9 protein-coding genes are annotated in these 14,446 nt (G+C 63.5%); 4 read left to right on the top strand and 5 right to left on the bottom strand.

The window, feature by feature from the left end; translation table 11 throughout:
• Positions 1-58 precede the first annotated feature (58 nt).
• The 3 genes from DWW73_RS09020 to DWW73_RS09010 all read left to right on the top strand — a co-directional run bounded on the left by DWW73_RS09020 (position 59) and on the right by DWW73_RS09010 (position 4,983).
• Positions 59-1,315, top strand: a complete 1,257-nt coding sequence (locus tag DWW73_RS09020; RefSeq protein WP_117779390.1) for an MFS transporter — start codon at positions 59-61, stop codon at positions 1,313-1,315.
• Positions 1,316-1,384: 69 nt separating this feature from the next.
• Complete coding sequence (locus tag DWW73_RS09015; RefSeq protein ID WP_117779389.1) at positions 1,385-2,425, top strand: Gfo/Idh/MocA family protein; 1,041 nt, start codon at positions 1,385-1,387, stop codon at positions 2,423-2,425.
• A 410-nt stretch (positions 2,426-2,835) separates the two neighbouring features.
• On the top strand, positions 2,836-4,983 hold the full coding sequence (locus tag DWW73_RS09010; RefSeq protein WP_117779388.1) for a Tex family protein: 2,148 nt from the start codon (positions 2,836-2,838) through the stop codon (positions 4,981-4,983).
• A 381-nt stretch (positions 4,984-5,364) separates the two neighbouring features.
• On the opposite strand, the gene DWW73_RS09005 is transcribed toward DWW73_RS09010, so the two are convergent.
• Positions 5,365-6,069, bottom strand: coding sequence for a transaldolase (locus DWW73_RS09005; protein ID WP_233509180.1), 705 nt, complete (start codon positions 6,067-6,069; stop codon positions 5,365-5,367).
• A 193-nt stretch (positions 6,070-6,262) separates the two neighbouring features.
• Entirely contained in the window at positions 6,263-7,090 is an 828-nt protein-coding gene (locus DWW73_RS09000; RefSeq protein WP_158563808.1) for an HAD hydrolase family protein, read from the bottom strand.
• A 75-nt stretch (positions 7,091-7,165) separates the two neighbouring features.
• On the opposite strand from DWW73_RS09000, the gene rlmKL reads away from it, so the two are divergent.
• Positions 7,166-9,733, top strand: coding sequence for a bifunctional 23S rRNA (guanine(2069)-N(7))-methyltransferase RlmK/23S rRNA (guanine(2445)-N(2))-methyltransferase RlmL (gene rlmKL / locus DWW73_RS08995; protein ID WP_117779385.1), 2,568 nt, complete (start codon positions 7,166-7,168; stop codon positions 9,731-9,733).
• A gap of 94 nt (positions 9,734-9,827) precedes the next feature.
• Here rlmKL and DWW73_RS08990 read toward each other — a convergent pair whose 3' ends face one another.
• From DWW73_RS08990 to DWW73_RS08980, 3 genes are all read right to left on the bottom strand, one after another.
• Entirely contained in the window at positions 9,828-10,541 is a 714-nt protein-coding gene (locus DWW73_RS08990; RefSeq protein WP_199413509.1) for a response regulator, read from the bottom strand.
• Positions 10,542-10,545: 4 nt separating this feature from the next.
• Positions 10,546-12,171, bottom strand: coding sequence for an ATP-binding protein (locus tag DWW73_RS08985; protein ID WP_117779384.1), 1,626 nt, complete (start codon positions 12,169-12,171; stop codon positions 10,546-10,548).
• A 136-nt stretch (positions 12,172-12,307) separates the two neighbouring features.
• On the bottom strand, positions 12,308-14,335 hold the full coding sequence (locus tag DWW73_RS08980) for a KUP/HAK/KT family potassium transporter (protein ID WP_117582962.1): 2,028 nt from the start codon (positions 14,333-14,335) through the stop codon (positions 12,308-12,310).
• Between the last annotated feature and the right edge of the window lie 111 nt (positions 14,336-14,446).

Below are 14,446 nucleotides of genomic sequence, written 5' to 3'. Positions count from 1 at the left end.
GACAGGGAGGCCCCGCGGTGACGCCCGCCTCTCCCCCGTATCGATTAGAAAGAGTCCAATGGCTTCCACCAACTCCAACAAGGGTCGCGCCGTCGTGCTTTCCGCCGCGTGCGTCACCATGTTCTTCATCAGCTCCATCGCGCTGTACTCCGTCGTGTCCAAGAACCTGCTCGCCGTCTACCCCGAGTGGTCCAGCGCACTTACCTGGGCTTTCCCGGTCTTTCAGACCATCATGGCCGTGACGGGCATCTTCGCCGGCCGTATCTCCGACAAGATCGGCCCGCGCAACGTCGTAATCGCCGCCGCCGTGTGCTACGGCGTGGGCTGGTTCTTGTCCGGCACCGTCACCGAGCCGTGGCAGTTCTACCTGTGGTTCTCGCTCGTCGCCGCCATCGGCAACGGCCTGGGCTACAACCCGGCGCTCACCACCGGCCAAAAGTGGTTCATCGACAAGAAGGGCCTCGCCTCCGGCATCACCCTGGCCGCTTCGACCGCCGGCCCCGCCGTGCTGTCCCCGGTACTCGCCTCGCTGCTCATCCCGAGCCTCGGCATCTTTGGCGCCCTCAAGGCACTCGGCGTCATCTTCTTTGTGATGATCACCGCCTCCGCCCTGTTCCTGAAGGCCCCCGAGGCCGGCTGGCTGCCCGAGGGCTTCGAGGCCCCCAAGGGCGGCGCACACGCCGGCACCTTCGGCGACCTCACCCCGGGCGAGATGGTCAAGACCCCGCGCTTCTGGGTCCTCATCGTCACCTTCGCCTTTGCCGCCACCGCGGGCACCCTGCTCGTGGGCAAGGTTGCCTCCATCGCCGCCGTCCAGCTCTTCGCCGACCCCACGAGCGCCGCAGCTGTCGCCCTCGGCGGTGTGGTGGTCTCCGTCAACACCTGCGCCAACCTGGTCGGTCGTCTGTCCTTTGGCCAGATCATCGACAAGCTCGGCGCCTACAAGTCGCTGCTCATCAGCCTTGTCGTCACCATCGTCGCGCTCGTCATCATGTCGATGAGCTTTACGCAGAGCATGTTCTTTGTGGCACTCGCCCTGCTCGGCTTTAGCTTTGGCGCCCTGCTCGTCATCTACCCGCCGCTTACCGGTGGCGCCTTTGGCACCAGCAACATCGGCGTCAACTACGGCATCATGTTCCTGGGCTACGCCGCTTCTACCTGGATCAGCCAGCCCATCACTGCCGTGCTATATCACGCTGAGGCCGGCAGCGCCGCCTACCAGCAGTCCTTCTATGGCGCCATCGTGATCGCCGCCATCGCCGTCGTGCTCACCGTCTACATGATGGTCTCCGACAGCAAGAAGAAGTCCGCCTAGTTTTACCGATGCGACAAAGGGGCAGCCCTTTTGTCGCATTCCACCGGTCACCAGTATTAAGGAGTCGAAATGTCTGAGCTCAACCCCGTCCGCATTGCCGTTATCGGCGCCGGCGCCATGGGCCGCAACCACATCCGCTTTGTCACCGAGGAGCCCGAGGCCGAGCTCGTCGCCATCGCCGACGCCTTTGAGGGCGCCCGCGCCACGGCCGAGGCCGCCGGCGTGCCGTTTTATACCGATCCCGCCCAGATGATGGACGAGGTCAAGCCCGAGGCCGTCATTATCGCCACGCCCAACGACCTGCATCTGGGCGTTGCCCGCGAGGCCATCAAGCGCAACATCGTGCCGCTGGTCGAAAAGCCGATCTCCAACGATCTCGAGGATGCCCAGGCCTTCGCCGCCGAGGCCGAGACCGCCGGCGTGCCCGTACTCGTGGGTCAGCACCGTCGCCACAACCCGTTTGTGAACAAGGCCAAGGAGATCATCGAGTCCGGCGAGCTGGGCAAGCTCACCGTGTCGAGCTTCCACTACATGATCTATAAGAACGACGAGTACTTCGACGTCGAGTGGCGCCGCAAGAAGGGTGCCGGCCCGATTCTGGTCAACCTGGTGCACGACGTCGACCTGCTCCGTTACCTGCTGGGCGAGCCCGTTGCCGTCCAGGGTATGCAGTCCAGCGCCGCCCGCGGTTTTGAGACCGAGGACTCCGCCGTGGTCAACGTCCGCTTTGCCGATGGCGCGCTCGCGAGCATGACCATCTCCGACGCCACCGCCAGCCCCTGGAACTGGGAGGCAACCGCTCGCGAGGACCCGCAGTACCGCCCCTTCGACGCCGATGTCTACTTTATTGGCGGTACCAAGGGCGCCCTTTCGCTGCCCCGCCTGCACCAGTTCTCCTACGACGGTGCCTCCAACTGGCACAAGCCGCTGCAGATGGAGATTCCGGCTGTCGACCCGGCACTGCCGCACAAGATGCAGCTCAAGCACTTTGTGAAGGTTGTCCGCCGCGAGGTCGAGCCCGTCGTGACCCCCGCCGATAACGTCAAGACGCTCACGCTGCTTAACGCCATCAAGGAGGCCGCCGAGACCGGCCAGCTCGTCGAGCTGTAATGCCTTAAGAGCGGCCGCGGCAGAAACCCCATGCCGAGACCCTCGGTCCGCCATAAATAAGCCCCTCTTCTTTGCCCCGCGAGCAGCCTCCTGCCCGCGGGGCATTTTGCTACCTTGCCGACGATTTTTCTGGAGCAGGAGCCATTTTGTACCTCGGCTTGATTCGCTCGCCACGAAATGGGCCTATCTACTACGTTTAACCGATTGCCCTCAACCATGCCAAATTTCGAGAAATAAAAACCGCAGGTAGACAGGTTGCGCGTTCTCGGAAAACCGGGGATGGTCGACCCATACGGTTCAAACGTAGTAGATAGGCCGTTTTTGTGGCGCGGCCCCAAAACAGTCTTTTGGGACGGGTGGTATCCTTGGTAGCTCTGTGCTGCAAATGCACCATAAACGCAAGGAGTTCCATGGATCTTATCGCGCAGCTCGCCCACGAGCTCAACCTTAAGGCCGCCAACGTCGAGGCGGCCGTCAAGCTCATCGACGAGGGCAATACCATCCCCTTTATCTCGCGCTACCGCAAGGAAGCCACGGGCGGCATGGACGACGTCGCCCTGCGCGCACTCGACGAGCGCCTGTCCTACCTGCGCAATCTTGAGCAGCGCAAAGAGGACGTCATCCTGCTCATCGACGCGCAGGGCAAGCTCACGCCCGAGCTCGAGCAGCAGATTCGCGAGGCCACGCAGCTCCAGCGCGTCGAGGACCTCTACAAGCCCTATCGCAAAAAGCGCATGACCCGTGCGCAGAAGGCCCGCGAGGCAGGCCTGGAGCCGCTCGCCAATATGATCATCATGCAGGCTTCGGCCAAGGGCAGCGCGCTCGACGCCGCCGCGGCATACGTCAACGAGGAGGCCGGTTTCGACACGCCCGAAAAGGCGCTCGCCGGCGCCGCCGACATCGTGGCCGAGACGGTGGCCGAGGACCCCGAGAACGTCGCCGACCTGCGCGCCTTTACGCAAAACACCGCCGACATCGTCGTCGAGGCCACCGACCCCGCGGAAAAGACTCCCTACGAGCCCTACTACAACTTTGACGAGCCGCTGCGCCGTATTCCCAACCACCGCGTGCTGGCTATCGACCGCGGTGAGCGCGAGGGCAAGCTCCGCGTGCGCGTGAACGTCGACGGCGCTGCCGCCACGGCGCGCCTCGGCAGCCGCTGGCCCCGTCGCCAGGGCGTGTTCGCGCCCGTCTTTGACGCCGCTGTCGCCGACGGTTACAAGCGTCTCATGGCCCCCTCGCTGGAGCGCGAGGCCCGCGCCAAACTCACCGTCCGCGCTCAGACCGAGGCCATCAATGTCTTTGCCAAGAATCTCGAGGGCTTGCTCTCGGCACGCCCCGTGCGCGGTGCCCGCGTGCTCGCGCTCGATCCGGGCTACCGCACCGGCTGCAAGGTCGCCGTCATGGACGAGACCGGCAAGCTGCTCGACCACGGCGTGGTCTACCCCACCAAGCCGCGCCACGACGTCGCCGGCACCAAGCGCGAGCTTGCCCGCCTCGTCAAGAAGGACGGCGTCAACACCATCGTCATCGGCAACGGCACCGCCAGCCGCGAGACCGAGGAAGTCGTCTCGGAGTTCATTGCCGAGCAGGCGCCCAGCCTTCGCTACACCATCGTCAACGAGGCCGGCGCGTCGGTGTACTCCGCCTCCGAGCTCGCCAGCCAGGAATATCCCGACCTGGACGTCACCGTGCGTGGCGCCATGAGCCTGGGCCGCCGCCTGCAAGACCCGCTGGCAGAGCTCGTCAAGATTCCGCCCCAGTCCATCGGCGTGGGCCAGTACCAGCACGACCTTGACCAGGCCGAGCTTTCGCGCACCCTGGGCCACGTGGTGGAAGACGTCGTCAACCGTGTGGGCGTCGACGTCAACACCGCGAGCGCAAGCCTGCTGGGATACGTATCGGGCATCACGCCAAGCGTGGCCAAGAACATCGTGGCCTACCGCGAGGAAAACGGCGCCTTTACCGATCGCCGCCAGCTCAAGAAGGTCCCCAAGCTGGGACCCAAGGCGTACCTCAACGCCGCAGGTTTCCTGCGCATCAGCGGCGGCAAGAACCCGCTCGACGCGACAAGCGTCCACCCCGAAAGCTACGAGGTGGCCACGGCCGTCCTGGAGCGCGCCGGCGTTGCGGCAAGCGAGCTCAGCCGCGGCGGCGTGCCCGACATCGAGCGCCGCCTGGGCAGCATCTCGGCGCTGGCAAGCGACCTGGACTGCGGCACTCTCACGCTCATCGACATCGTCAACGAGCTCAAGAAGCCCGGCCGCGACCCGCGCGACGACGCGCCCGAGGTGGTCTTTAGCCGCTCGGCACTTTCCATCGACGACCTAGAGCCCGGCATGGAACTCAAGGGCACGGTGCGCAACGTCGTGGACTTTGGCGCCTTCGTCGACGTGGGCGTGCACCAGGACGGCCTCGTACACATCTCCAAGCTGGCCAACCGCTTCGTCAAGCACCCCAGCGACGTGGTGCGCGTCGGCGACACGGTCAAGGTATGGGTCGAGAAGGTCGATCGCGACCGCAAGAAGATCTCGCTCACCATGGTGCAGGGGAAATAAACCGCCAAAGCAAGGGTACCCCCTGTAGCAGCGTGCAAAATCGCGAGTATTCTGCAATTTCCGCCGCTCCGAACGCCCCTCAGAGACGAAAAAGCAAGAAACAGCCCCCGTTTTAGCGTCATCAGAGCCAAAACGGGGGCTGTTCCGTGCTTCAACCAGCTGGTAAAAGCCTTTACCTTGCTGAATACTCTCAATTTTGCACGTCGCAGGCGGGGGTACCTTTGCCTACGGCAGGATATGGAAGCCGAGTGCTAACTTGCCGGCAAGCTCGTGTCGGCAGCCCCGGTCTTTCCTTTGTCTAGCGCGACCCTCGCGAAGCGCGTGAGCGATAGGGAAAGGAAAGGCCGGGGCGAGCAGTCCGCGGCGCAGCCAGTGTTCGCGTTACGGCAGGATATGGAAACCGAGCGCCGCGATATCCTTGGCAAAGCCGCGCACGGTGTCGAGCGAGACCTCGTACGGATCGCGACCGATGTTCTTGCGCTTGGCCAGGATGCTGTTGGGCACCGTGATGATCTGGCAACCGCAGGCCTGCGCCTGGTAAATGTTGATGAGCTCGCGCGTGGATGCCCACAGGACCTCGCAGTTGGGCTTGGCGGCGGCCGTCTTGACCGACTCCGTCACAAACGGAATGGGATCGACGCCGGTGTCGGCGATGCGACCGGCAAAGAGCGAGATGATGGACGGCGTCTCGGCGTCAACGGCCTCGACCATCTCATCGACCTGCTCGGGAGTAAAGATAGTGGTGACGTTGACCTTGATGCCGTCGGCCGAAAGCTTGCGCACCAGCTCGGCGGTGGACTCACCCTTGGTGGTCACGCACGGAATCTTGACGTAGACGTTCTCGGCCCAGGTAGCGATCTCGCGGGCCTCGACCTCCATGGTCTCGACGTCGTCGGCAAAGACCTCAAACGACACGGACACGTCGGTGATGTGGGCCAGGACCTCCTTGGCAAACGCGCGGTAATCCGTCACGCCGCCCTTCTTCATAAGGGACGGGTTGGTCGTGAAACCCTGAACGTTGCCGTTCTCGTACATGTCGAGCATGCCCTCGAGGTTTGCACCGTCAGCGAACACCTTGATTGCCATCTGCCTGATTCCTTTCGTTAGCATACGGCCAATAAACTGCTAAACACTTTACCTACGTTTATCAAGGCGTGAACTGCGGTTTTTTATCTTCTCGGCGAACGGTATAATCGCTTCAGTGTTTGGATTGATAAATCGATTGAGCATGCAAAAGCAAAGAGCCGCAGTTGGAGCAAACGTCAGAACGCGAGATTCATTAGATGAGGCCGAAATGCTGCATGGCGGTGACGGTGCCGTCGTGTGCGACGTCGTCGGTCACGTAGTCGGCGATCGCCTTGACCTCGGGCATGGCGTTGCCCATGGCGACAGCCGTCTCGACAGCGGCGAGCATACCCAGATCGTTGCCGGAATCGCCAAAGCCAAAGGTGCGCGCGTTGCCGGTGCGACCTAGGTATTCCAGCGCTCGCGCCACGCCCACGCCCTTGTCGATGCCCTTGGGACTCAGCTCGCGGTTCTGGCCGCCAGTATTGCACAGCTCAAAGTTGCGATCGATAAAGCCGTCATCGTTGGCTACGCGAGCCAGGTCGCACGCGTTAATGCACACCTTGCCTACGCGCAAGCGGCCATCGACGCGCATCTGATCAACGCCATGCACCACGCCGGCGCCTAGCAGAAATGACTGTTCGACACCAACTGGCTCAAGTGAATAGGTGGCACCGTTCGTCTCGAACAACGCCTCACCGCCCGCCACAATAATGCGGCGCGCGAGCTCCTCAACAATGTCTTCGTCAAAGCAGTCCTCATGCACCACGCGGCCCTCGACCTCGAGCGTCGCTCCCGCCATGGCAACGATACCCGCCGGGTTCAGCGCACGCAGGCCATCGGCAACCAGCCACAAAGGGCGACCCGTGCAGATAAATGCCTGGTGACCCGCATTGCGCAGGCGACCAAATGCATCGACAACAGCCTTCGACGGATGGATTGCATTGAAGTCCTTGTCGGTCATATCGTCTGGATCAAACGACGTCAGCGTGCCGTCCACGTCAAAAAAGAGCACGGCGGAATCGAGGCACGCATCAATCATATGGGTTCCTTTCGAGGGCGATGGCAAACGAAGCATCCATCATATAATGGAGCGACGCAACCAGAGAGGTCACCCATGGAATTTTACGCAAGCTGCCCCGAGGGCTTTGAGTCCGCACTCGCCGACGAGCTTAAACGGCTCGGGCTTTCGCATGTACGCCGCCTTAAGGGCCGCGCTACGTTTGAGGGCGAGCTCGAAGAAGGCTACCGCGCCTGTCTGTGGTCGCGCCTGGCCAGCCGCGTGTTTGTGGTGCTTGGGCGCTTTGAGGCGCAGGATGCCGATGCGTTGTACGACGGCGTTTACGACATTGCCTGGAAAAACATCGTCCGCCCCGGCGCCACCATTGCCATCACCGCCCGTGGTGTGACCGAGCAGCTGCGCAACACGCGCTTCTCGGCCCTGCGCGCCAAGGACGCATTGTGCGATCGCCTGGCCGAGACCACGGGCCGTCGCGCCGATGTCGATGCTGCCGACCCCGATGTCCACCTGCTGCTTTCGCTACGCCAGCGCCGTGCGAGCATAAGCCTGGACCTTTCGGGCGACCCGCTGTTCAAGCGCCTGCCGCCCGCCGCGACTCGAGCCGGCGAGGGCGCGCACGTGCTGCGCCCCGACTACGCCGCCCTGGTGTTGGCGCAGGTCGGCTGGACCGCGCTGTGCGAGCGCGAGCTGACGGCCGACGACTACGAGAACGAAGCCCTGCCCACGCTGGTCGACGCCTCGTGCGCCGGCGGCGGTCTGCTGCTGGAGGCCGTGAACATTCTGACCGACCGCGCCCCGGGCGCCGCACGCGAGCGCTGGGGCTTTGAGGGCTGGCAGCTGCACGATGCCGCCCTGTGGGAGCAGCTGCTTGCCGAGGCGCGCGAGCGCGAGGCGGCAGCGCGCGAGCGCCAGGCGTGCATCGTGGCCGTGGATGTTGACCCCGCCGCCCGTAAGACCGCTGAGCGCATGGTTAAATGTGCCGGCTACAAGCGCTTTGTCGATTTTTGCGCCGCCAAGTCCGCCACCGTACTGGACCACGCGGGCGCTGTCGCCGGCGCCGCCGTGGTCGCGGATACGACCGAGACACCGCTTTCGCTCATGCACGACGCCATGACGCTGGTCGGCGAGCTGCGCCGCGCGCCCGAACTCGCTTCGGCACCGGTCGCCGCGCTCACCCACGACGGATTGCTGGCCCGCGCGCTCCACACCGAGCCCGAGTGCTCGATCGCCGTCATGCCCAACAACGAAGAGGCGACCGTCGAAGTCTGGCCCTCGCTCGACCACGCCGCCGCAGCGTTTGAGGCTGCGACCGGTGCGGATGCCGAGGCCGAGATTGCGGATGCCAACGAAGTCAACGATGAAGCCGCCGCTTCCGCCATGCCCGAACCTGCCGCCACACTCGACCTGGGTGACGGCAAGCCGCTGCCCGTGCTCATCCCCGAGTCCGAGCAGTTCGCCAACCGCCTGCGCAAGGACGCACGCCTGCGCCGCAAGTGGGCCAAGCGCGAGGGCGTGAGCTGCTACCGCGTCTACGATGCCGACCTGCCCGACTACTCCGCCGCCATCGATCTGTACGAGGGTTGCCCGCAGACGCCGGGCCGCTGGCTCGTCATCGCCGAATATGCCGCGCCCAAGACCATCGACCCCGCACTGGCCCAGGCCCGTATGCTCGATATCCTGGCCATCGCGCCGCGTATCCTAGATGTTCCCGCCGAGCATGTGCACGCCAAGGCCCGCATGCGTTCGCGCGGCGGCTCGCAATACGGCAAGCAGGGCGCCGGCAAGGGCGGCTCGGGCGAGCGCGCCAATATCGCGCGCCGTCGTCTGCCGCTCATCGAAGAGGGCGGCCTCACCTTTGCCGTCAACTTTGACGACTACCTGGACGTGGGCATCTTCTTGGACCACCGCGTCACCCGCAACCTGGTGCGCGAGCACGCCAAGCAGGCGCGCCGCTTCCTCAACCTGTTTGCCTACACCGGCACTGCCACCTGCTACGCGGCCGATGGCGGCGTCGAGGAGACCGTGACGGTCGACCTCTCCAACACCTATCTGGACTGGGCCGAGCGCAACATGCGCCAGAACGGCTTTGTGGGGCCTCAGCATCATTTTGTGCGCGACGACGTGCTCGCCTGGATTCGCGACCAGCGCCAGACGCGCAACCGCTGGGACCTGATCTTTGTCGATCCGCCCACGTTCTCGAACTCGTCCAAGATGGGCCGTCGCACCTGGGATGTCCAGCGCGACCATGTTGAGCTTTTGGCTGGCGTATCGCGCCTGCTCGCGCAGGGCGGCCATGCCATCTTTAGCTGCAACCTGCGCGGCTTCCGCCCCGAAACGCGCAAGCTCGCCCGCGCGGGCGTGGTGCTGGAGGACATTACGGCGCAGACCATCCCCGAGGACTTCGCGCGCAACCAGAAGGTGCACCACTGCTACATCGTGCGCCGCCTGCCCATCGAGGACGCCATGGCCGAAGTCGGCTTTAGCGCCGAGGAAATTGCCGAGCGCGTCGAGGAGCTGCGCAACCCCGAAGCCCGCAAGCCTCGCGCAACGGCGCCCGCGCACGCGCAGGCAGGCGACCGGGGGCCGCGCGGCAACGGCAAGCCTGACTCCGCCGGCAAGCCCAAAAAGAAGAAGTTCTACGCCAGCAAGCCCAAGGGCAAATAACAAAGTTGCGGTGGAATACGGACTGTTTTGCCTGGAATTAGGCAAATTTAGACCGTATTTCACCGCAACTCATATTGGGATGGTGGTTGGCGATCTAGCCTTGGATGACCAATCGGTAGCCGATGCCCACATGCGTCTGGATATAGCGCGGATGCGCGGGGTCGGACTCGATCTTTTTGCGCAGCGCGCCCATAAAGACGCGCAGGCTCGCCAGGTCGCTCTTGGTCGCCGTGCCCCAAATCTCGTGGAGGATAAACTGGTGCGTCAACACCTTGTCGGCGTTGTGCGCCAGCAGGCACAGGAGCTTGTACTCGATCGGCGTCAGGTGCAGTTCCTCGCCATCCATCATGGCGATGCCAGCATCAAAATCGATATGCAGCTCGCCGGTATCGAACGAGCCCTCGGAGGCAACGCCGCCCGTTTGCGCATACGAAAGGCGCCTGAGCGTCGTGCGAATGCGCGCGAGCAGCTCCTCGACCGAAAACGGCTTGGTCAGGTAATCGTCGGCGCCAGCATCGAGCGCGCGGATCTTGTCCGCGTCCTCGCTGCGCGCCGAGACCACGATGATCGGCATACCCGACCACGCTCGCACCGACTCCACCACCTTGACGCCGTCCATATCGGGCAGGCCCAGATCGAGCAGCACAATGCTTGGCGCCTGCGACGAGGCGGCGGCGATAGCGGCATGAGCGGTCTCCACAGCCATATGGCGCAGGCCGTGCGCCTCGAGCGCGGCAACGATGAGGTTGCGAACGGCTGGATCGTCCTCAACGACCAAGATGAGCGGTTTCACGGCAGAGTTCGGCACGGTGCTACTCCTTATCAAACGAAACGTCGGCGGCGGGAAGCTCAATCGTGAAGACCGAGCCGTGCGGGTCCGCCGCGGCAACCTCTATGCTACCGCCATGCGCCAACGCAATGGAGCGGCAGAGCGAAAGACCCAGGCCCACGCTGCGATGGCTGTCGGCAAGACCGTGGTTGGCGGTGTAGAACGACTCAAAGATTCGCTCGCGGTCCTCGGGTGCGATGCCCGGGCCGTCATCGGCCACCGAGCACGCCACGCGTCCATCGCCGGCGTCAATCGAGATCACGATATGCGAGCCTGCGGGCGTGTAGGTAATGGCATTGTTCACCAGGTTTACCACCAGCTGCACCATCAGGCGCGCATCGACATTGACGAGCGCCGGCTCATCGCTCGCCACCACCTTAAGGTCGTGCTCGCGCACGGCCGGATTAACATGGCGCAGCGCCTCCTCGACGATATCGTCCATAAGCTCGAGCGTGGTCGACAGATGCATGCCGCCGCCCTCGAGTTTGGTGATGGCGAGCAGGTTCTCGACCGTGGCGTTGAGCCACAGCGCATCCGAGCGAATGGATAGCAGCAGGCCGCGGCGCGTCTGGGCATCGAGCACCGCGGTGCCGGTCGAACCCTGATCGAGCAGCACGTCGGCATTACCCGAAATACTGGTAAGCGGCGTGCGCAGATCGTGCGAGATGGAGCGCATCAGATTGGCGCGCAGCTGCTCATTTTTGGCAAGCACCGCCGCCTCCTCGCGGGCCTCCATGGCGCGGGCGCGATCGAGTGCCAGCTCGCCTTCGCTCACGATGGCATCGGCAAGTGTCCGCTCCTCGTGCGTCAGCACGTCGGGCTCGGCAACGATAGCCAGCACGCCCACCACCGAGGCGGGATCGCCCGCGCGCACCATGGTGTCGCCCGAGCGCACGGTCAGGTAGATGCCGTAGAACGCCGAGCCGCCGTAGGTGGCATCGAGCGGCGTTCCCACATAGGCGGACGCCGAGAGCCGCGGCGGCATCTGCGGCGCCAGTTCATGCACCGGCGCGACATCGCCCACGGCCGTGTATGTCGCACGCGGCAGCAGGTCATCGCCCTCGGCGTCGGCGCTGTACCACACGACAGGACAGCCCGAAAGACGCGCCAGCTGCGTTGCCATGGCATGGACAATCTGCTGCTTATCGGCGCAGCGCTGCAGCATGCGGTTGGTCTCGAGCACCATCTGCGTGCGGCGGTCGCTGGCGGCGGCCTGCGCCAAGGCGCGGCGCAGGGCCAACGCAATCGAGCTCGACACGAGCGAGACCGCAAACATAATGAAGAACATGCCGGGATAGACGCGGTCGATAAACGACAGCGAGTAGCGCGGGTCGACAAATAAGAGGTTGTAGAGCGCCACGGCGGCAGCCGAACTCAGCAGGCAATACAGGCGGCTCCAGGTAAAGAATGCGCACAGCTGCACGGCGAACACATAGACGATCATGATGCTCGGCGCGAGACCCGGATGGTCGAGCAGCGCGCCCACAATCGTCGCCGCGACCAGCAGTCCCGCCGACACGCAGGCGTCATACAGAGGGCTGCGACGCGTCAACGTCGTGCGCCGCCACCAAAAGTTCTCGGCCATATCGCCGTCCGTACGGACGTCCATCAGCGCCCCGCCCCTCTCTCAAAAACAAAAACCACCACAAAGGGGACTGGCACCTTTGCGGTGGTGGCCTCCTTGTGGTGGTTTCAAGTGTATAGCCTTTGCAGCCTGCGGTCGCTAGACAAACAGCAGACGTCGACTACGGACGCTCGTCGGGAGCCAGGCGCTGCATCTTGCTCACGGCCTTAAACTTGGTGAACAGCGGCACGTACTCAAAGCTCACGTTGGAGTTCTCCAGGCCGTACCAGCGCGCAGGCGTGCCGGCGGCGCGGCGGATGATGTACTTGAGCGTGATGGCCGTACGCTCGCTGGGCTCCACGTCGCTTTCGGGCGCCAGCAGCTTGCGGATCATGACGAACTTAAACGTACCGATGTTGCCCGGGTCCTTGTAGACCGAGTAATCGTGCGTCTGCGCCGGCAGCTCGCCGCTGGCAGCCAGATCCTGAACAACCTGGCGCAGGTAAGCATTGACGCGCTGGTTGATCTTGTAGCCCAGATACAGATGCACGCGGAACACGTAGTCGGTGCCGAACGTCTCGACCGAGTAGGCAAAGGTATGCGGCTCCTCCATGGTCTCGACATTCACGAACCACCAGGCACGAGCGCGCTTGGGGTGCTTGTCCAAAATCGAGTAGACGATATCGCGGTCGATATAGTCGGTGTTGGTGTCCTTGGTCAGGTACACGATGTTGTCGCTCATGAGCTCGTAGCGATCGTCGTCGCGCAGGCGTTTGAGCTGCGGCAGATAGCTGCGCAGCGGCAGCAGCGTAAACTGACGTTGCTCGACCGCCGTACCGTTGTACCAGCACACCATGATGCCCATGATGAGTGCAGCCATAAGGATGGTGAAGTAGCCGCCGTGGAAGAACTTGGTGAGCGAGCTCACAAAGAAGAAGCCCTCGAGCATAAGGAAGAAGGCAGCAAAGATCCACGGCGCGACCTTGAGATTGCGCTCCACGTGCAGATAGAAGAAGAGCAGCATTGTCGTGCACATCATGGTCAGGGTAATGGCCAGGCCGTACGCGGCCTCCATGTGCGCCGAGTTCTGGAACAGCAGCACCACGACGACGCAGCCCACGAGCATGACGTTGTTGACCATGGGGATGTAGAGCTGGCCCTTGGTCTCGGCAGGATAGAAGACCTGCATATGCGGCATGAGGTCCAGGCGGCTGGCCTCGGACACCAGCGAGAATGCGCCGGTGATGAGCGCCTGCGAGGCGATGATGGCCGCGACGGTGGAAAGGCCGACGGCAAAGGGGCGCAGACCCGGGGCGAGCATCTGGTAGAAGGGGTTGAGGTCGGCGATACCCATGAGCTCCGGGTTGCCGGCGTTGTTGATAAGCCACGCGCCCTGGCCCATGTAGGACAGCAGCAGGCAGCACTTAACGAACGGCCAGGTGGCATAGATGTTGCCGCGGCCCACATGGCCCATGTCGGAATAGAGCGCCTCGGCACCGGTGGTAGCGAGGAAGCAGCTGCCCAAAATCATGATGCCCGCATGGTTGTTGGGGCTCAGCAGAAAAGCGATGCCACGCAACGGGTTGAGGCACAGCAGCACCGCGGGATACTGGCAGACAAAGAACAGGCCCGTGCCGCCCAGGAACAAAAACCACAGCGTCATGATGGGGCCGAAGGCGTGACCGATCTTGGCCGTGCCGATGCGCTGCACCAAGAAGAGCGCGATGATGATGGCAAGCGTGATGGCGACGACACGACCCTGGTCGTCACCGAGCACGGCATGGACCGCCGGGATGGTGCGCAGGCCCTCGATGGCCGTGGTGACGGTAACGGCAGGCGTCAGGATGCCGTCGGCGAGGAGCGCCGCGCCGCCCAGCATGGCGGGGATGATGAGCCACTTGCCGCAGCGCTTGACCAAGCTGTACAGGGCAAAGATGCCGCCCTCGCCGTGGTTGTCGGCGCGCAGCGAGATCAGCACGTACTTGACGGTCGTCAGCAGCGTGACCGTCCACACGACAAGGGAGAGCGCGCCGAGCACGAACTCCTGCGTGACGCTTCCGATACCGCCGTTGCCGGCAACGAGCGCCTTGGTTACATACATGGGGCTGGTGCCGATATCGCCATACACCACGCCCAGCGTGACGAGCATCGCCGAGATGCTCACAGGAATCGCAGCGTGCGAGGCTACTTCCTTTGCCTTTTGTTCCATAAGCCGGTTTCCTCCCAATATTAACGTTCGACGGGATTATATGTAATCAGCCCATATTTTAATGGCACCGTTTTCCCAGCTAGATAAACATTTATGCGGCCTTTAGGCCAC

This window comes from Collinsella sp. AF16-8 (assembly GCF_003462695.1).
GTDB lineage: Bacteria > Actinomycetota > Coriobacteriia > Coriobacteriales > Coriobacteriaceae > Collinsella.
The sequence above is the reverse complement of the archived record's forward strand: the minus strand, read 5'-3'. Positions and strand labels throughout refer to the sequence as shown.